Consider the following 20,769-nt stretch of genomic DNA (forward strand, 5'->3'; position numbering starts at 1 on the left):
ACAGACATGTCTGCCTAAACAAATATTAGATAATACGAACATTAAATCAAGAAAATCGAGGTATATAGTAGCGATAACGTTCTCGAAAAGTCTATAGAGAGACACCCCGTTTCCAAGGGATAAAGTCGTCTTGATTGAGACGAACGGCATGGGGTACTACCAATCCAGAAGCCACTTTTATACAGTATTCCAGGATATCTTCCCCCATCTCCTCAATCGTTTTCTCACCAGCAATTATAGGACCGCAGTCAATATCAATGATATCTTTCATCCGCTCCGCAAGTTTCGTATTACTTGCTACCTTAATGACGGGGCAAATCGGATTGCCAGTTGGTGTGCCCAATCCTGTTGTGAATAAAATAAGGTTTGCACCACTAGCGGCCTGACCAGTTGTTGCTTCAACATCATTCCCCGGTGTACAAACCAGATTAAGGCCACTTTTAAGCGATGGCTCTGTATAATCCAACACATCCACCACTGGTGACAAACCTGCCTTTTTCGCTGCTCCATTACTTTTTATAGCATCCGTAATAAGTCCATCGCGAATATTGCCAGGCGAAGGGTTCATATGATAACCCGAACCTGCATTTTCTGCAGCTCTACTGTATGCAGACATCAGCTCAATAAATCGCCTTGCAGCAAATTCATCCTCTGTCCGATCGATAATATCCTGTTCCGCACCACAAAGCTCGGGAAACTCTGCTAAAAGAACCCTGCCACCCAATGCTACTAACAGATCAGAACAGTGGCCCACCGCTGGATTTGCCGATATACCACTGAAACCATCACTTCCCCCACACTTTACCCCAATAGTCAAGTGACTTAAAGGTGCGGGCTGTCTGGTCAGTTGATTTGCTGCTACCAGGCTTAAGAATGTCTGATGAATAGCGTCTGTAATTAATTGTTCCTCACTAGTAGACTGCTGTTGTTCAAATATATGTAGTGGCTTGTCAAAAGCCGGGTTGCGTTCTTTCAGATCCCTGAGAAAGTCTTTAACTTGCAAATTCTGACATCCCAGACTCAGCAAGGTAACACCGGCGACGTTCGGATGATCCGCATAGGCCGCCAAGAGCTTGCTCAACACTTCCGAATCCTGCCTAATGCCACCACAGCCTCCCTGATGATTTAGAAATTTGATCCCATCTACGTTTTTAAAGAGGCGGTCGACCGGAACAATCGCCTCAGTTATACTTAAATTTGCAGATTCAACATTCTTTCCATCAAGATATAATTCCTTCAATAAACGTACTTTTGTTTTGTATTTATCGGTTACATCATAGCCAAGCTCAGAATATAGCGCTTCTTTTATCACATCGAGATTTCTATTCTCACAAAAAACCGTTGGTATAAACAACCAATAGTTCGCTGTACCCACTCTTCCGTCCGACCGATGATAACCATCAATTGTGCGTCCGACAAACTTTGACACATCCGGTGCATCCCATTGATAATTAAATGGACGATAGTGATAAGGAGATGCAGCGTGCTTTACATTCTCTGTACTCATTCGCTGACCGGTCATTACCTCGCACTGTGTTTTCCCGACCAAGGTTCCGTACATTATTACCGAGCCCCCTACCTTAATATCATCTGTAAAGAGTTTGTGCTTAGCTGGAATTGCTTCTTTCAGCTTATATTCTTTCCCTTCATATTCCACAATCTCATCAGCCTTCAAATCAACCAAAGCAACTAATACGTTGTCATCCTGATGCACCTTCAATACATTCCGTCTCATTTTTCGATTATTTATAAAATTCAACCATCCATAGGCAAGGTAGGCTTAGACACATGAATATTCAAGGTTTTTTGAGAAAATATTAATGAAAACGGTACCGAAAATTGTTGGCAAAAAAATTGCACAATATCCGATATGAAGAAAGTGGAATTAAACTTAAAATATCTATACAATAAGTTCAGTAAATCTGAAAGTCGTGCTTCACAACTTATAAAAGACAAGGAAAAGACTAAAAAGACGCTCGATCAAGCTTTTCAGAAAGCAAATGCCAACAAGCATGATTTAGCAGGAATATGGGATCAACTACAAAACCTGTTCTCCCTCGTTCGCGATTACTTAAACGGAAGTTACAAAGACATTCCCAAGAAATCGTTGATTGCCATTCTGGCAGGTATGATTTATTTTTTGTCGCCTGTTGACTTATTCCCCGATTTCGTACTGGGTTTTGGCCTGATCGATGACATGTTTATCATTGGATTGGTTATCAAGCAGGTAGCTAAAGATCTCGAGAAATATCAACTTTGGCGATCCGGGCAACAATTACCTTCCTAACCCTACTTTTTCAACACACTTGGATCTTTAAAACTGTAACACTTGTGTCTTTAAAGTTGTATCTTTAGGACATGAAGAAACGCGCCCTATCCCTACTCTTTTTTATTCTCTATCTTTCAGTACAAACTACTTTTGCCCAAAAAGACGTAAAAACGATAAGCTACCCTACCATTGGGTCTATTGAGGTATTAAAACCTGAGTTGAACAAACTCATTAAACCCAATACAAAAATTGAGGTTCTGGCCGAAGGTTTTAAGTGGACGGAAGGTGCGTTGTGGGTTGAAAGGGAAAATATGTTGCTGTTCTCCGATATTCCCGACAATAAAATTTATAAATGGACGGAAGCTGGCGGCATCGAGGACTATCTCTACCCTTCTGGATATTCTGGTACAGAGAACCGACCAGGTGAACCGGGATCAAACGGTTTGATTATTGATGAATCTGGGAATCTTTTGATGACTCAGCATGGAAATCGTCAAATAGCGAGAATGGACGCACGATTAACCGCACCAGAAGCTAACTTTATTTCTCTTGCTAATCAATATAACGGCAAAAAGTTAAACAGTCCAAACGATCTTGTACAACACAAAAACGGTGATGTTTATTTTACCGATCCGCCCTATGGGTTAAAAGAGCAAACCATTGATAAGCGGGAACTCGATTTTTGTGGTGTTTATAGAATTGACAAAAAAGGAATGGTCACGCTGTTAATTGATTCCATTCCATATCCAAACGGCATTGGTTTAACACCTGATCATAAACAACTTATCGTCAGTAATTCCGATGGTAACAAGCCCTACCTCTATCTTTACAATATCTTAAAGGATGGCGCTTTGGAAGAAAAGGGAATTGCTTTCGACTTTTCTCCTTATGGCGGTGGAGCAGATGGGTTCACGGTTGACAGAAATGGTAATATTTATTCGAGCGGACCGGGCGGTCTATGGATCTTGAACAGAAATTTTGAGCCGATCGGACGGATTCGAATCCCACATCCGGTTTCGAATTGTGACTTATCGGACGATGAGAAAACCTTGTATGTGACAGCTAATCATCAGGTTTTAAGGATCAGGATGAGATAGATAAGCAAAACCTCATTCTACCTCATCCACATCCTTAAAGCTCCTTAATCTTCGTTATGGAAAACGAACATAGATGTAAAAAAGTAACTCACATCATCTCCTGCTTCGTTGAGCTTCTTATTAAACGGCATACTCTTAACCAAGTCACCGGTTTTAGCATCGTAGAAGTTTAGCGTATTAACCGCATAATTAGCTCCGTATCCATCTTGTACAGTGCTCGTTACAATCTGATCTAAAGTCGCATCGTAACCGATATTCTTTTTATAAAAAGATTGCTTATCGGCAGTAGTAATAAAAGGAGCAGCCAAGGAGCTTTCGTCGCCATCTACGTATTTATATACCTCTTTACCACCGCCGAACATAGGTGCGTTCTGCATATACACTGCATCTTCTGTGCTCGAAGCGATTATCGGCGACGGATACCAAGCAAACCAGGTCGAATTTGACTTGTAAGGAAGCTCAACCGTATCCGCTTCCAACGTTTCACCGTCCAAACTGATCAGATACTCATTAGAGGTATACCACACCTTTCCGTTGGGGGTTTCCGCAAATCCTGTTGTGACACCTGGTATCCTTCTGGCAACCGAAAGGTCATCAGCATAATAAGCCACTGCCCCATTGCTCTGTGAGAGAGCAAATACATATTTGTCGGTTTTAAGCATGTCTCCCGTTTGTCCGCTGATCCCATATAATTTTCCTGACAAGCCCATGGTCTGTAGGTTTACGATATGGATACCATCTGTGCTGCTCAGCAAACCTGTGTTTTCATCGACACCGACAAATGCACGCCAATCATAACCCTGACGTGCAGGTATTCTACCAACTTCCTTTAATGTCTCTGCATCAGCGACAACGACCGGTCCGTTAACTTTGCTTACAATGTATAAATTTCCATCGAATATCGCAGCGTATTGAACTGTTGAACTCGTTGGTTCAAAATCTTTATCCGGATTCTCCTTTTGAAAAACGCTGTCTATCAGGCTTTCTGTTTCATAATCATAAAAACTCACAGATCCGGTACCATGTCCAAACCACCCTTCGTGAATCAGAAAGAAACCATTGCTATATCTTCCCGGATCGGACTCTTCGATGGGTTCTTCGGGATCAGGTTCCGGTTCTGGCTTAGGTTCGATCGTGTCTTTGGTACAAGCTCCTAAAAAGAGTAAGCTTAATATCAACGAGAAAAATGCAGGTTTTAAGTGTAATTGTTTCATATATTTAATTTTAGTTTTCAGATAATAAACTTAGGTCAGCTATACCGACAATTTCCGTCGAGAGTTCTCCCAACCAACCCATATTTGCTTGTATTCCGGTTTGTATTTTGATAAAATCGATTCCGGTCAACTTGATTTTATTTCCTTCAGCATCTACTGCATTGGAGATATCAATCTTATCACCCCCTTGCGTATTATCCGCATAGCCAAACTCAAAAGGGTTGCTTGTGATATAACTGGGATTAGACATGTCTATATTTCCTGAAGGTAAAAGGACGCCTTTAAGCGTATACTCATTTTCAGTAATCCATTCGGGGTAGTAAGGTTGTTTGTGAAATGTGTTGGTTTTTACAACACCTTCATTGCCTTTATTATCTTTCCATGGAATATCAGCGGTTGCAGTCTCCGGTCTCGTATAAGTCACCGAGTAATTACGGATAACGCCCTCTTTTCCAAATTCACTTCCGGCAAGTTCATACCAGATGTCGTCCGGCTCACCGTTTCCGTTCTCATCCTGCATAACGTAAACCACGCCCGGCTCTGCAAAATTGGCCATTGCATTGCCATATATCATAATGTCTTCCCCGTCATTATTAACTACGGTATGGTCAAAACCCAAAACAATATAGCCGCCCCATGCACCCAAACTAACGAGTCCTTTACCTCCAAGTATTCCCTCTGCACTTTCATGATTTCCTGGTGCTTTGTTAATAAACTGTCCGGGTGCAGGTTTATATTCAAATAATGTCGTTACGTAGATATTACTGTGATCAGTTATCGGTCTTTTCTTTACATCCACTATAACGGTATATTCTTTTGTAAATTCGCCTGCTTCATTATACGCACGATACTCGACTGTATACGTTCCGCTCTGATTTGATTGAAATGTATAGGAACTCTCTGTGCTGACCTGCTCACCGTTAACTTTCCATTCTTCTTCGTACTCTGTGTTTGCCGTCGACGTAGCCGTCAAGATCAACTCTTCTTCAAAGGCAACCGTAAGTTCTGAGTCTGCATGAGACATTTCGATGGAAGGCGGAAGAATCGGGTCTCCATCCTTAGTACAGGAAACAACCGTGAATGTAGTGGCAAAAAAAAGTATCCAAATTTTTGCAAGGGGTTTAAGATTGATTTTCATTCTATTCTAGTATAATTAATAAACAAATGCAAAGTGTGCGGGAATATCACCGGTGATGGTTGACCACTTCAACTTACCGGCGTTGTCAAAGCAGTAGATTGTCCCCGGTGAGACATAGTCCTTAGCGTCAGTTACATATACGTCCTTCGTCTCCGGATTGACAGCAATCCCGTAGGGTAACGTAATGTTACGTTCCGTACCGTCCGTTATAAAAGAGCGATTCAGAATCTTCTCATTCTTGACATCAAGCATGTGATAGCCGATCGTATTCTGCCCGGTTATGTAGCTCCATTCCGTGCTATAGATATACGCGATATCATCATCGATAACCAACTGACTTGCAGCAATGTCAAATTTTCTTTTAATAGATTCTGTATTCGTATCGATCACATAGACTTTCGACGGCATTTCATAATAGTCGCCACGAGACGTAACATACAGATCCCCATAAGCATCAACCTTCAACCGGTGAAGATTTGGCGCCACCTCGATCCGCTTTACTTCTTTAAAACTTTGAATATCAATAACCGAAACAGTACTTTCGTAATTTGGAGGACTGTAGCCGCCAGAGTTTGCTACATAGAGCTTGTTTCCGATGGCGGCCAGCTCTTCAGGTTGGCGACCTACCTCTACACGACGTGTTATCTCCAAGCTAGTGGTATCGATTTCTGCCACAATTCCATTGGGTGCATTCGGATCTCCCACCTGCCCCAAATAAGCACTTACATAGGCTTTGCCCTTATGAAAAGTTATGTAACGACAATTTATGATATCGATCTGTCCGAGTTTTTTGGCTGTGTACTTATCCAAAATCTCGACCTTATTGGAGTTATTGACCACTACGTATAACTTGCTCCCGTAAATAGCCAGATCATTCCCTACATCACCTAGTCCCTTCGATATTTCAGGGTTTACCTCATGGTATATATTTCGCTGATAATCACCAGTTTGAAGATTCATAAAATCCAGAGAAGCTTTATTCATATTCATATTACCTTCATTGAGAAGATAAAAACCGATAATAGAAGCATCCGGATCAGGAACAACTACTTCCTCATTTTCAGACGGTAAAGGCTGAGGGTCTTTTCTGCAAGACTGAAGGATCAAGAATAGGCCTATAAAAAAAAGTAAATTATAAACCCTAAGATTTCGTAAAAATGGCTTCATATGTTCATAGTTAATGAAAGACGATAATGACGACCAGGCATCGGAAAATTAAGGATGACATCATAATGCTGATCCAAAACATTGTTTACTTCTGCCCGGACGGTTAATACTTTTTTATTGTATTGAAGAGAATACCAAACGGATAAATCATGCGTGTACCAGGGATCGACATAGTTAGCCGGAATATTAGCTTTTTGACTGTAACGCTCCCCAGTATAGATAAAGCTGTAATTCAATCCATAGTTCGCTGCATTGAACATAGCAGTAAATGAACCACTGTGCACGGGTATGTATGGGATTTGATGATCATAATTAAACACATTCGATGTGCGATCTATCGCCTTTTGATAGGTATAGTTCAGTAAAGCAGAAAACCTGATTTTAGAGGAAACATTACCCAAAACTTTCATATTGGATTCTATGCCATTGATCGCTACCTCACCGAGGTTCATCATAGTCCACCGAAACAGATTAGCACTCGGAATAGCTACAATTTTATCACGTACTCGATTGTGATATCCATCCGCCTGGATACTTATATATTTAAAAACAGGATGATCTAACTCTTTATGAAAGGTAAACCCGATATTGTACTGATTGGTATATTCGGGACGCAAAAAGGTATTACCAATGAACGTGTAATAAAGATCATTGAAAGTAGGCATCCTGAAAATGGATTTGTAGAATGCTCGTAAACGAAAATCAGAAAGCCTAAAGGGCTGCCAGCTAAACATCATCGTGGGTGTTAACTCATTCTTATCTTCGGCAGATTGATATTTCTCGACTTCATCATTGACGTAACTAGCCAACAAACTTCCTTGAACATACAAACGATCGAGTCGAATATCCGTTGCCAGGGCCGCTAACAACGTGTGTCTTCGCGGATATGGGAAACGGTATAAATTTGCGTTAAGCATGTTATGGGTATAATCTACCGAGAAGTTCGCACGCCAGTTTTCACGAACATGAAATACATTTGCTATAGAAAAATAGGCTTCTTTTTGTTGGTATTTATTATCTAAAAAGCCCTCTGTTGTCACATACTCGGGATCAAGATAGCGGTTGTAGTCGACTGCCAATTTGGCTTTGATAGCGACCCGATACCATTCAGAAATGCTTTTATCCGCTGCAAACTGTAGGAAGTTACTTTCGTCCCACAGACGCTGAGAATAGTCGAAACGGTTAGCAACGATTGCCCCAGGCAAGCCTCTTTCGGAAGCGTAATGATAATATTTTGCCTGCCATGAAGTACTTGAATCAGGGCGACCATAAAGTGAAGCTTCAAGTCTTAATGCATTTATATCAGCATTGTGCCGCGTTGCAGTGGTGTCGTAAACACCGTTTGTATAGTTAAAATCATAGCGACCATGCGCATTTATGTATTCAGAACTAATTCTTGCACTGAGATTTTTATTTATTTTATAATCTACATTTAGTGTGGGATTTAAGAGCCCGAATGACCCGCCTTTCAATTGGAATGAAGCGTTCAAAGGCTTATTCTTAGTAAAAAGAGGTGATGTGCTAACTAATGAAATCGAATTAGCGGACGCGTATGCTTTAGCGGGCTGAAAAAGATCAGGATCTTGCCCGTTATGCAATGTCACTTCCTCCATGTTACTAAGTGATAATTTTCCAAGATCTACCTGTCCATTTTGTGCATTCCCGATAGCTATGCCGTCGTAAAATACTTGTGTATGATTTGTTCCAAGACTCCGGATATTTATGGTCTTTAGTCCCCCGATCCCGCCATAATCCTTTAATTGTACCCCCGAAAAATAACGAACCGCGTCGGCAACCGAAAGACTGTTTAAGTTTTCGAGGGTCTTTTTACTTAATGTCTGTAGGGGAACGGGTGAGTTTAATACGTTGAGGTCTTCCAAGGCGCGGATTTCAACCTCGCTTAGATGGTAATGCTTCAGAGAATCCGTACCAGCTACGGTAGGTTCTTGTGCCGAAGAAGGGAAAGCAACCAGGCTCGCATATAAAAGCGTCAGGCTCAATAATACCGTATCCAATTTGAAGTTCCTCATTTCATTTGCCTAGCACATAGCAATTGAGGAGCAAGAAGAACTAATGGGAATCACCCTAGTAATCCTTATCCCAGCTTCAATCCTCGAAAGCTATGAATATTATAAACTTTAGGCAGGTCTTCTGACTTACTCCGGGCTACTCAGTCTTCCCACCTGTAACGGCAGTGACTTTTGGAGTGAATAGCCTGTATTGGAGATTACAGCTGCGGGACAGTTTCGGAATCACACCGAATTCCCTTTTAAGTCCGATTCCAAATAGATTGGATAGGACACCAAAAGCGATGCAAAGATATCAACATTAATTGTATATTTGCCTTAATAAGTTCTTTTATTTCTTCAATCAAACCGAATAGGTTTTGCTTAGCTGCAAATTAAAAGGGAATCGTGTGAAAATCACGAACTGTCGCGCAACTGTAAGTAACCGATCGTCTTTATCCATTGCAAAATCCACTGTCAGGGGCAACCCGGCGGGAAGGATGATAAGGATGTTACAAGTCAGGAGACCTGCCTATATCGAATTGACAATGCTTTCGCGAATTGAAGCAGAAGTCAGGTATGATGCCTCTTTTATTCATTAATCTTTTGATTGGAAAATAAAAAATCAAGCTTCTCCCTACCCCTCCACTTCATTTTTCGGCGCATTACGAAGTTTAGCGAAAGAGCTTTTAACTGATTTATTTATCTTTTAACAAGCAAAAAAATGCTAACTAACAATCTTGGCTATCCGCGTATTGGTAGCAATCGAGAACTCAAAAAGGCCTGCGAGCAGTACTGGTCGGGAAAGACATCGCAGCAAGAGCTATTGCAGATCGGAAAACAAATCCGCTTGCATAATTGGCGTCTACAGAAAGACGCTGGAATCGACCTCATTCCATCGAACGATTTCTCGTTCTATGACCAAGTGCTGGATATGTCATTGACCGTCGGGGCGATACCTTCACAGTACAACAAAATTATTTTAAACGGTCATAACACCGAACTTGATCTATATTTCGGAATGGCGCGTGGTTACCAGCGGGATGAGTTGGATATCACCGCCTTGGAAATGACAAAATGGTTTGACACCAACTACCATTATATTGTACCGGAGTTTTACAACAATCAACAATTTTCCTTTTTTTCTCGGAAAATAGTCGATGAATTTTACGAGGCTAAACAGGCGGGAATACTTACCAAGCCGGTTCTAATTGGACCTGTCTCCTATCTTCTATTAGGTAAAGAAAAAGAGGAAGGCTTTCACAGAATTGAATTGTTGAAAAACCTGCTTCCTGTTTATTTTGAGATTCTGACCGAACTAAAAAGCAATGGGGTCGAATGGGTGCAGTTCGACGAACCTTTTCTGTGTTTGGATCTTAGTGAAGCCGAACAAGATGCCTATAAAAAAGTTTACAGCGAAATAAAGCGCCGGTTCCCGGGAATTCATGTTCAGGTAGCAACCTATTTTGAAGGGCTAAAAGATCAAACTCGTTTGGCATGTTCGTTACCGATCGATGCACTGCATATCGATTTATCGAAAGATCCAGGTCAACTCGATCAGGTACTGGATATACTGCCAGATCAAATGAGTCTTTCTCTGGGATTGGTTGACGGGCGGAATATTTGGAAAAACAACTTCAACGACTCATTAAAACAAATCCAACATGCCGTTGACAAAATCGGCAACCAACGTGTCATCATGGCTGCATCCTGTTCATTGCTACACTCCCCTTGCGACTTGGAACTTGAGACGAATGAACACATACTTACTTCGGAAGTCAAGCAATGGTTAGCTTTTGCTAAACAAAAAATCGATGAGATCGTCACGTTAAGTAAGCTGGCAGAAGGCTCTAAGGATGAAAGTTTGAAGAGAAAACTGGAGGATAATCAAGCTGCGATGGAAAGTCGAAAAACATCCGATCTCATCCACGACAAAACCGTAAAAAAAGAAACGAAAGAGGTTCAAAATGCGGATTTCAAAAGAAATAGCCCGTTCAGCATTCGCAAAGAAAAGCAAACAGAGCTATTGAACCTCCCTCTATTTCCAACTACGACGATTGGTTCTTTCCCTCAAACAAGTGAGATTAGGAAACAGCGTGCACTTTTCAAAAAGGGGAGCATCGATATAGAGGAATATGAACAAGCTTTAAAATTTGAAACGGAAAAGACGATCAGATGGCAAGAAGAAATTGACTTGGATGTCCTGGTTCATGGAGAGTTTGAACGAAATGACATGGTTGAATATTTTGGAGAACAACTAAATGGCTTTGTTTTTACAAAAAACGGTTGGGTACAAAGTTACGGATCTCGTTGTGTCAAGCCTCCAATTATCTATGGAGACGTGTCAAGGTCAAAAGCCATGACCGTAAAATGGACACAATATGCTCAAAGCCTAACAAGCCGCTTAGTAAAAGGCATGCTGACAGGCCCTGTTACTATTTTACAATGGTCTTTCGTTCGTGACGATCAACCAAGATCGGTTACCTGCAACCAAATAGCACTAGCTATAAGAGAGGAAGTAAAAGATCTTGAGGATGTGGGAATTAGAATTATCCAAATTGATGAACCGGCGATCCGTGAAGGTCTTCCCTTAAGAAAGGCAGATTGGCAGAATTATCTTCAATGGGCTATCAAAGCCTTTCGTGTTGCATCAACGGGTGTAGAAGACGAAACACAAATCCACACGCACATGTGCTACTCTGAGTTCAACGACATTATTCACAACATCGCCGAAATGGATGCCGACGTAATTACCATCGAATGCTCCCGTTCCAAAATGGAACTATTGGACGCTTTCACTAGTTTTGAATATCCACAACAAATTGGACCAGGGGTTTACGACATCCACTCACCACGTATTCCACTTGAAGCAGAAATGGTCGATCTTCTGATGAAAGCAAAAAAAGTAATCCAACCTGAACAATTATGGGTAAATCCCGATTGCGGCCTAAAGACCCGAAACTGGGACGAAACGAAGAAAGCCCTTGCTGAAATGGTGAATGCCGCTAAAAGTATGCGATTATCTGAGGTTAAACCCATGACAGTGTAAACCTATCGCATAGAGTCTATGCTTATATTCTCTTCGAAAAATGCCAAAACACGAAAATAAAAAATGTCCTCGTTGCATGGCTACTTTTGAATGCAAAGTAGGGAGCATCCTCATTTGTCAATGTTCGGCAATCGAGCTTAACGAAGACGAAAGAGAATATATTAAGGAAAAGTTCAGCGATTGCCTATGTGCAAAGTGCATGACTGAAATGAAAAGCGAATTTAGTTCAAACTCACTAGCAAGGAAGATTCAACAATTACTTGGTTTTAAAAAGGGAAGTTTTTAACCATGAGATTTAAAAAAATTTATATTTTTGATTTCACTAAACGTCCTCTTAAATGGCTTTAAATTAAGTAGTTTTAAAAATTATGAAAAAGATCCTTTTATCTAGCTTCCTCATATTCACTTTTTTTGTGTCAGAAGCTCAAATTCTAAATAAAATAAAAAATAAAGTTGAGGAAAAAATTGCTACGAAGACAGTTGAAGCGTTAGAAGAAAAAGCAAAAGATGATACGAAAGACAAAGGCACTGCAACAGGTCAAAAAACTGATGAAACGACCGTTGATGGTCAAGCGGCCCCGGCAATGGGCAGAGCCGTTCCGGTATTTGATTTTACAGCAGGAACAAATGTTATTTTCGAGGATAGCTTTTTGAACGATTCTATTGGCCCCATGCCCCATTTCTGGAAATCAAGCGGAAGTGGATCACTCGTCAAATTTCCGGGTGTCGACGGAAAATGGTTGTTGCTAAATGAGTTTACGACCTATAAACTGGACACGCTTATCTCATTACCTGAAAACTTTACAATCGAGTTTGATCTGTTAACACGCTCAGACCAGGCAAAAGATCTACGTGCTTTTACCTTTGGATTAGCAAAAGACAATAGCGCTTCTGGCTATGAAGACAACATCGCTACGAAAACTACCGTTCACTTTTGGAACAGCGGAATTATTAATTTCAGCACCGACACCGAAGTTTACAACGAACTGGATTTTGATCTACGCAGCCACGGTAACCGGGTAACGCATATATCCATTAGTGTACAAGGCAAGCTGATGAAAGTATATCTCGATCAGGTGAAAGTATTAGACACAGAAATGCTAAGTCCCTCGGTAGCAAAATATCTTTACTTTAATCCCTCTACCCGGATAAGTAACGGTGCACAGCTGGCAGTAAGTAATTTCAGAATAGCTCAGTAAGAAGATTTAAGAAAAAAAGATTTTCTTTTATATTGACTTTTCCGTATATTTACGATAGTATCGTAATAAACTTAAACATAATCTCTTATGGAAAAGCTCACAAAACAAGAAGAAGATGCCATGATTCTGCTATGGCGGCAGAACGGAGGTTTTGTAAAAGATATTTTAGAACTCTATCCCGAACCCAAAGTACCGTACACTACGTTGGCTTCGACATTTAAAAATCTGGAACGAAAGAAATACCTCCGCGCAAAAAAGCTTGGAAACTCCTGGTTTTATCGACCACTCATCAAAGAAAATGAGTATAAAAAAGCCTTTATGGGTAACTTTGTAAGTGATTACTTCCGTAATTCATACAAAGAACTCGTTAGCTTTTTCGCTAAAGAAGAAAAAATATCACCTGACGAGTTGAAAGAAATACTCGACATGATCCAAGAGGGCAAATCCAAGTAGTTATGGCTGACTTATTTACATACCTGCTTAAGGTGAATATCGCTCTGTCTTTATTCTACCTGATTTATCGCCTTTGGCTCAGAAACCTGACTTTCTACCGGACTAATCGTTATTTTCTAATTTTCTCCTTACTTTTCGCAACACTCTACCCTCTGGTCAACTGGAATTGGTTTGACCCCAACACTACGATAGCACCGCAAGTTGCTACCATGATACCGATTTGGGAGTATCAATATTCGGCACAACAGGAGGTCACGATTAGTGAATACCTTAATCAACTATTTTATCTGACTTTATTGGTATTCGCATTTCGATTGTGCATCAGCCTATGGGGTATCCTACGCATTCATCTCTCATCGAGTGCATCCATCTGGAAAGCCTATCGTTACCGGAGATCGGATGAAAATATTCTACCCTTTTCATTCTGGAAGAATGTCTATTTAAACCCGTCCAAGCACCAAGAGAACGAGCTGGAAGGCATTTTTAGGCACGAATATGTCCACGTCCGCCAACTGCACAGCTTCGATGTCCTTTTAGCCGAGTTCGTACTCATTTTCTGTTGGTATAACCCCTTTGCCTGGCTCTTCACAAGAGCGATTAAAGAAAACATCGAATTTATTACCGACTCACAAGTACTGGCCAGTGGTATAAACAAAAAAGACTACCAGTATAGTTTGTTAACGATACTCGGAAATACCCGACAGCCTTTGATTGCTAATCACTTTAACATGAAAGATATCAAGAAACGCATCAGCATGATGAATAAAAAGCAGACATCTCGCTTACACATCATCAAATACCTGTTTCTTATCCCCACCGTTATTATCTGCCTATCAGCGTTCACCATATCGGGAGCGAAACATCCTTCCTTAGTTCCACAGGAAATGCTCAGTTCCGTCAGAGCGCTGAATGTACTGAAGCCTGCTAGGGCTGACCAACCCATAACCTTTATCGATACCGTAAAAACGGATACCACAAAAACGGATACAGTAAAAACGACAACAGACAGTACCGATAAAAAGAAACAGTCCGTTGTAATCGGCGGGCATGAAGATGATCATAAAAATTTTCTTCACAACCCTCTCTATATCGTGGATGGTGAAGTTAAAACCAGAGATGAGATGTCATCCATTGATCCGGACACAATCGAGTCAATCGATGTTTTAAAAGGTAAAAACGCTGTAGACAAATATGGAAAAGAAGCCAAAGATGGCGTGATCCTAATCACCACAAAAAAGAAAAAAGAAAAACAAGCTGAAGCTACCGAATAAGACCTACAATCCATAAAATTTTCGCTCTCTCTCATTTATCGTTAAGGTTAAATCAGACCTGCAGAGGCAAGGTTGTTACCGATTTTAATTCATCTTTGATAATACACCGGAACCTATTCGTTCTTTAGTCGGACATTGTTCGGACATCAATCGTGTCTACACGTCTAATGTCCGAACAATGTCCGAACAAAGTCCGAGGAATGTCCGAATAATTCTACAACAAATTAGAAAGAAAATAGGTAGCTTTTAAAATCAAATGCACCGAAATAAACACGCTTCACTTCGCAACTTTTGAAATGATGCCCTAAAAATCGAGATCGAAATGATTTAACTAAAAAGAAAAATCAAAAAAAAGAGCTGCATAATTTAGTTTACATGCAGCTCTTTTTTTTGATGTTGTTTTTTTTTATTTAATACCCATTGTTCTGAGTCATAACGCCAGCGTTTGACTGTTCGAGTTCCCGTTGTGGGATCGGATACAGATTATAATGTGATTTTGGATTGAGTTTCACCTTCGTAGCTTGCTTAGATACGGGATTGTAGAAGGTCTCCACTTCCGCTAATTCAGCCTCCATCCTTCCGGTCCTTACCAGATCGTACCAACGTTCGTCTTCAAAGGCCAACTCCAATCTTCTTTCTAAGAGCAGTTTATCTTCAAAGGCTTGTGGGGTAGCGATATCTGCCGCGGTATAATTATGGCTAGATCCCTTAAATGCACGTTGCCTTATCCGATTTAGTTCTGCTAAAGCTTGAGACTGCTGACCCAGGTTATAAAGCACTTCGGCTTTTAGGAGCACAAGATCGGCGTAGCGCAATACGGGCAAATCGAGTCCTGACGCGCTTGGGGTGTGCGTAATAGCATATTTATTAACATAAGGATACCATTCTTCAGGCGCATCGGCTGGCCCACCGGGCGACTTCCAATATTCTTTGATGCTCACATCTTTCCGTGTATCACCTTCTTCAAAATGCTTGTGCAGATCCCAAGAAGGGAACGCAGCTTCTAATCCGCGAGGCGACACCCCACCGACACCAAAATAGGGTAAGAAATACGTGGATAGGCTGTGACCATTGGTACCGTCGGTATATTTTATGGCGAAAATAATCTCGTTATTATCTTCATTTTCAATTCTCCATAAGGATGCAAAGTCATCTTGCAGCTGGAAACCATAGGTATCTAGCATATCAAGATACTTTTTGGCATTTGACCAGTCTTCCTGATAAACATGAACCTTCGCTAGCAAAGCAATTGCCGCCTCTTTACTTGCACGACCGGTGGCTATACTCCCCCGTTCCGGCAAACCATTAATCGCATCCGTTAGATCCTGGATAATGTGTGTATAAATCTCAGAAGCAGGCGAGCGGGGAATGGTTCTTGACTCCTCAATAGTTAGAAGCTTGTCTACAAGAGGGACATCGCCAAATAAGCGTACGAGCTCAAAATAAAGCAGAGCACGCATAAACTTAGCCTCACCCTCTAGCTGCCCCCTCTGCCCTTCTGCATAATCTGTCGGGTTATCGAGGTTAACAATCACCGCGTTGGCGCGGAAAATACCATTGTATGTCTGTTGCCAAAAACTTGCAAACAGTGGGTTTTCAGCCGTGATAGCCAGATTATTTATTTCATCAGTACCTCCTAAGGTAGAATAGCCTGTCCGGTGAAGGTTATCTGTTGGTAATTCCAGGATTGCCCAATCGTTAGGTTTCCTTGCTTGATAGCGTATATAAATTCCGAGTACCGCACTATTCAAGTCGGCAGCTGTGTTATAAAAGTCAGCCTCCGTTAATGATGACGGTGGAGTAAGGTCAATAACTTGCTTTTGACAGGAAGTCATGCCAATCGCAATTGAAAATACCCCTAATATTAAACTATATTTTACTTTCATGATTCCGTGTGTTTAAAAGTTTACATTCAGTCCAAGAACGAATGTTCTATTAATTGGCTCCGCACCGTTATTAAATCCGGGCATACTATTTATACCGTTGTTTTCGCTTGCTGTAAACCCTTCTGGATTATAACCATGGAAACTATCCTTGGTTAAGGTCAGCAAATTATTTACTGATAAATAGACCCGCAGATTTGACAACTTCATTTTATCTATCAGCTTATTGGGGAACGTATACCCTAAGTTGATATTCCGAATCGATAAAAACGATGCGTCTTCCAGGTAATAATCGCTATTGGATACATAAGCTAATGCACTTAGAGCAGTTGCTGGTGTCATACCATCACCTGGTTCCTCTTCAGACCACCATTGATTTTCTACCAAAGAGCGGCGCATTGCACTCACGGTAGCCCCTTCATAATAAAGATTTTCTAGGTTGTACATCTTTGCTCCCAGAGATGCCTGCAAAACCACGCTCAGGTCAAGACCCTTCCATGAAAAATCATTCGTCATACCCAAATATGCCTTCGGCTGGTAGTTACCTAAAATGACCCGATCATTTGGTGTAATTTCACCATCACCGTCCACGTCCTCATACTTCGAGTGTCCTGGACGAGATCCAGCTATTACCGCAGAATTTGCCACGTCTTCCTCATTCTGAAGAACGCCGATTTGACGGTATCCGTAATAGGAGAACATCGGTTCACCAACCCTCAACAGCCAGCTCATACCGCGGGTATGCGTATTGATAACTTCATCAACACCGCCGAGGTCAACAACTTCATTTCGATTTTTCGAGAAGTTAAATGCAGTTTGCCATTTAAATTCCCCTACGGTATTTCTGGTGTTTAACTCGATTTCAAAACCCTTATTACTTATATCACCGATATTCACCAGAGCTGTTGTAAATCCTGATATACCCGGGGTTGTAACATTGTACAGAAGATCATTGGTTCTCTTATCATAATAGTCGAATATAAGATTGACTCTGCCGTCAAACAGACCTAAGTCCAACCCGATATCATAACTTGTAGTTGTTTCCCATTTCAGATCTCCATTACCAAGCGAACTTTGTGCTTGCCCTACCGTCAATTCCCCTCCGGGCGAATAGTATCCGTCGCCAATCAACCCCAAATACTGGAAGTCACCAATATTAAAGTTACCTACTTCACCATAACTCGCTCTCAACTTTAATTCAGAAATAACGGGATTATCGATCAGAAATTCTTCTTGAGACATCCTCCAAGCCACCGATGCCGATGGGAAAAAGCCCCAGCGACTATTCGGTCCAAAACGAGAACTGCCGTCCGTTCTAAAGGAAGCAGATAGCAAGTATTTATCTTGATAGCTATAGTTAATACGACTGAAATAAGACGCCAAGCCCCAATGAGATTCACTAGATCGGGTAGCAGCGGGATTAATAATCGCATTATTTAATGTATGAATAATTTCATTATTGAAACTTCCCGGCATAGCGGCCATTGTCAAACTACGCGACATTGACTTTTGAAATGATGCACCTAAAATAGCATTGATGTAATGATCTTCATTAATCGTCTTATCATAGTTTAGTACGTTTTCGTTAACAATAACATAACCACGATCATCTGACGCAGAACCCGAGTTCATGCCATTGGAAGTAGCCAAGCCAGACTGAAAATTATCACCGCTTGTATAGCCGATATTAGCCCCCAAAGTAGAACGCAGACTTAACCCCTCTAATATGTTCACATTTACATACATCTCACCAATGCTGTTAAACGTAGTTGTGTAATAGTGTGTGCCATCTAGGGTAGCAAGTGGACTCGTTTGTGCCGATACCGAACTACCCCAGTAATCTCTTGGTTTAGGATAGGTGCCGTCTGCATTTTGCTCTGGAGAGACAAATGGTGCGGTTTTCACAATCGCTTCCATTGATACAGGCGATCTACGACGCTTAGCATAGGTCGGGCTTAAGTTAAAGCCGGTACTGATAAAATCGTTTACCTTAATATCAATATTCGCTCGCGCCGAATAGGTTTTATAACCTGTATTGCGCAAGACCCCCTTCTCGTCCATCAGATTTCCAGACACATAGTATTTTACATTGTCGTTTCCACCGCCAACGGACAAACTATAGCTCTGAATGGCAGCAGGATCTAATAATACATCTTCCCAATTCGTATGACTTTCTTTGATTACCGGATTTACCCGATAGCTGATAGGACGACGATCGTCACCCCATAGCGGAAGTGATGGATCACCACCCTCCCATACAAAATCACGGTTTATATAGCGTGCTATATAATCATGAAACTCTTCTCCATAAATCCAGTCGTCATGCATAACCGCATTCGCAACACCTGCATAACCATTGAAATTCAAAGTAGGCTTGCCAGATTTTCCTCTTTTTGTCGTTACCATAATCACTCCCCCCGCTCCTCTGGATCCATAGATTGCTGCCGAAGAGGCATCTTTCAATACTTCGATTGATTCGACATCGTTCATGTTGATATTACCAAGACTTCCTCCCGGGAAACCATCAATTACAACCAACGGGTTGTTGCTTGCAGATATGGATCCCGCACCGCGGATGCGGATTGTTGGAGCCGTTCCTGGTGTATTTCTTGAATTGGTGATACTAACACCCGCCAGTCGACCAACTAAAGCAGCTTCAGGTCTGCCAGCAGGCATCTGATCCAACTTCTCATTTTCGATTTTAGAAATCGCTGAGGTTAATGAACTTTTTCGCATCGTTCCATAACCAACAACAACAACCTCATCTAATTCGGATAACTCTTCTTCCAAACCGACATTAAGCACTGCTCCATTAACCCTAACACGTTGGGAAACATAACCAACATAGCTAAAAACTAAGGTGCTTGCTTTGGGGGCTGAAATACTGAATTGACCTTCGGCGTTTGTAGTGACGCTCTGACTACCTGTTTCCAAAGTCACACTCACACCTGCAAGCGGTTCTTGAGTGGCATTGTCTGTGACGATACCCTTGACTTCGACCTGATCCTGAGCGTAAGCCAAATGGCCAAGCAAGAAAAGTGACAAGAGGATAAACGACACAGTTTTAAATACACGTTTCTCCATTTCTAATGAATTAAATTGTTAAAAAAATAGAAACCAATTATGTGTACGTACACGAAATGCGCTATTAAAAAAGAAGAAATGAATATTCGCTCATTCTTCGGGATCATAACTTAGCATCATAATTAGTTCATTGTTTATTTAGTTTATTGATTACTTCTAAGATACCATTATAACGCCTTTCTACATTATATTATTGTAACAAATTTATTTGAAAAAAAATATTGACAACTTAACACTGTTAAGTATATTTATAAAAAATAAGCACCAGTTAGTCATGGGAATCAAAGAACGGAAGGAACGACACAAGGAAAACTTGAAGCAAGAAATATTAAATGCGGCAAAAAAATTATTTATGAAGCATGGTTATGAAGCAACTTCTATTCGAAAAATAGCTGCTGAAATTGAATTCAGTCCGACAACCATCTACCTTTATTATAAAGACAAAAATGATATATTGTACGCTCTTCACCAAGAAGGTTTTAAAATGCTGGCTGACCGTTTCTTTGCTCTATCGACTATTGAAAACCCATTCGAAAGGCTCAAAGCAATGGGAAGAAGTTATTTAAAATTTGCAGTTGAACATCCTGATTTCTATGAGCTTATGTTTGTCATCAAAGAACCCCTTGAGTTCTTAAACAAGCATTGTGGAAGTGTCGACTGGGAAGAAGGGAAAGAATCTTTTGAGTTTCTATTAGACACGATTATTGATTGTCAAAAACACGGTTACTTCACCAGTCAGAATCCCGAGTTGTTTTCAATATTCGTATGGTCAACCGTACATGGTTTTTGCACCCTTTCGCTCCATGGACACTTTGAACACGTTGTCCAACATAATGACCTGAATCATTCTGTCGACGAACTTTTTAAACGATCAATTAATAATTTCTTTGACTTACTAGATAGATTAAAATAATTTTTTCACCTATAAATAACAGTGTT

15 protein-coding genes and 2 riboswitches are annotated in these 20,769 nt (G+C 40.9%); of the genes, 8 read left to right on the top strand and 7 right to left on the bottom strand.

Translation table 11 applies throughout. The features are described from left to right. Positions 1-91: 91 nt before the first annotated feature. Entirely contained in the window at positions 92-1,735 is a 1,644-nt protein-coding gene (locus D3P12_RS11985; protein ID WP_118195809.1) for a UxaA family hydrolase, read from the bottom strand. A gap of 135 nt (positions 1,736-1,870) precedes the next feature. Here D3P12_RS11985 and D3P12_RS11990 point away from each other — a divergent pair, with 135 nt between their 5' ends. Together D3P12_RS11990 and D3P12_RS11995 are read left to right on the top strand one after the other, a co-directional pair. Beyond that, entirely contained in the window at positions 1,871-2,287 is a 417-nt protein-coding gene (locus tag D3P12_RS11990) for a YkvA family protein (RefSeq protein ID WP_118195810.1), read from the top strand. Positions 2,288-2,358: 71 nt separating this feature from the next. Beyond that, entirely contained in the window at positions 2,359-3,366 is a 1,008-nt protein-coding gene (locus D3P12_RS11995) for an SMP-30/gluconolactonase/LRE family protein (RefSeq protein WP_118195811.1), read from the top strand. A 44-nt stretch (positions 3,367-3,410) separates the two neighbouring features. Here D3P12_RS11995 and D3P12_RS12000 read toward each other — a convergent pair whose 3' ends face one another. From D3P12_RS12000 to D3P12_RS12015, 4 genes are read right to left on the bottom strand one after another with little or no spacing between them, the layout of a single operon-like run. Further along, on the bottom strand, positions 3,411-4,580 hold the full coding sequence (locus D3P12_RS12000) for a DUF5074 domain-containing protein (protein ID WP_118195812.1): 1,170 nt from the start codon (positions 4,578-4,580) through the stop codon (positions 3,411-3,413). Positions 4,581-4,590: 10 nt separating this feature from the next. Continuing rightward, the gene (locus tag D3P12_RS12005; protein WP_245977444.1) at positions 4,591-5,718 is read right to left on the bottom strand and encodes a PKD-like domain-containing protein; all 1,128 of its coding nucleotides are present in this window, start codon (positions 5,716-5,718) and stop codon (positions 4,591-4,593) included. A 15-nt stretch (positions 5,719-5,733) separates the two neighbouring features. Next, complete coding sequence (locus D3P12_RS12010; protein WP_118195813.1) at positions 5,734-6,885, bottom strand: YncE family protein; 1,152 nt, start codon at positions 6,883-6,885, stop codon at positions 5,734-5,736. Continuing rightward, complete coding sequence (locus D3P12_RS12015) at positions 6,882-8,915, bottom strand: TonB-dependent receptor plug domain-containing protein (protein WP_118195814.1); 2,034 nt, start codon at positions 8,913-8,915, stop codon at positions 6,882-6,884. The genes D3P12_RS12010 and D3P12_RS12015 overlap by 4 nt, the downstream gene beginning before the upstream one ends. Before the next feature lie 94 nt (positions 8,916-9,009). After that, positions 9,010-9,207: riboswitch (cobalamin riboswitch) on the bottom strand. A 42-nt stretch (positions 9,208-9,249) separates the two neighbouring features. Next, positions 9,250-9,441, top strand: a riboswitch (cobalamin riboswitch). 174 nt (positions 9,442-9,615) lie between these two features. On the opposite strand from D3P12_RS12015, the gene metE reads away from it, so the two are divergent. The 5 genes from metE (at position 9,616) to D3P12_RS12040 (ending at position 14,863) form a co-directional block, all read left to right on the top strand. Next, positions 9,616-11,940, top strand: a complete 2,325-nt coding sequence (gene metE / locus D3P12_RS12020; RefSeq protein WP_118195815.1) for a 5-methyltetrahydropteroyltriglutamate--homocysteine S-methyltransferase — start codon at positions 9,616-9,618, stop codon at positions 11,938-11,940. Between the two features lie 76 nt (positions 11,941-12,016). Next, complete coding sequence (locus D3P12_RS15800) at positions 12,017-12,226, top strand: cysteine-rich CWC family protein (protein ID WP_205941102.1); 210 nt, start codon at positions 12,017-12,019, stop codon at positions 12,224-12,226. A gap of 82 nt (positions 12,227-12,308) precedes the next feature. Further along, the gene (locus tag D3P12_RS12030) at positions 12,309-13,139 is read left to right on the top strand and encodes a hypothetical protein (protein WP_118195819.1); all 831 of its coding nucleotides are present in this window, start codon (positions 12,309-12,311) and stop codon (positions 13,137-13,139) included. Positions 13,140-13,226: 87 nt separating this feature from the next. Next, the gene (locus D3P12_RS12035) at positions 13,227-13,592 is read left to right on the top strand and encodes a BlaI/MecI/CopY family transcriptional regulator (RefSeq protein WP_118195821.1); all 366 of its coding nucleotides are present in this window, start codon (positions 13,227-13,229) and stop codon (positions 13,590-13,592) included. A gap of 2 nt (positions 13,593-13,594) precedes the next feature. Next, positions 13,595-14,863, top strand: coding sequence for a M56 family metallopeptidase (locus D3P12_RS12040; RefSeq protein ID WP_118195823.1), 1,269 nt, complete (start codon positions 13,595-13,597; stop codon positions 14,861-14,863). A gap of 410 nt (positions 14,864-15,273) precedes the next feature. Here D3P12_RS12040 and D3P12_RS12045 read toward each other — a convergent pair whose 3' ends face one another. Together D3P12_RS12045 and D3P12_RS12050 are read right to left on the bottom strand one after the other, a co-directional pair. After that, on the bottom strand, positions 15,274-16,749 hold the full coding sequence (locus D3P12_RS12045; protein WP_118195825.1) for a RagB/SusD family nutrient uptake outer membrane protein: 1,476 nt from the start codon (positions 16,747-16,749) through the stop codon (positions 15,274-15,276). 12 nt (positions 16,750-16,761) lie between these two features. Then, entirely contained in the window at positions 16,762-19,830 is a 3,069-nt protein-coding gene (locus D3P12_RS12050) for a SusC/RagA family TonB-linked outer membrane protein (RefSeq protein WP_118195827.1), read from the bottom strand. 274 nt (positions 19,831-20,104) lie between these two features. Here D3P12_RS12050 and D3P12_RS12055 point away from each other — a divergent pair, with 274 nt between their 5' ends. Further along, a complete protein-coding gene (locus tag D3P12_RS12055; protein WP_118195829.1) occupies positions 20,105-20,743 on the top strand; it encodes a TetR/AcrR family transcriptional regulator in 639 nt (212 codons plus the stop codon). Positions 20,744-20,769 lie beyond the last annotated feature (26 nt).

Origin of the sequence: Pedobacter indicus (assembly GCF_003449035.1) — a bacterium.
Taxonomy (GTDB): Bacteria; Bacteroidota; Bacteroidia; order Sphingobacteriales; family Sphingobacteriaceae; genus Albibacterium; species Albibacterium indicum.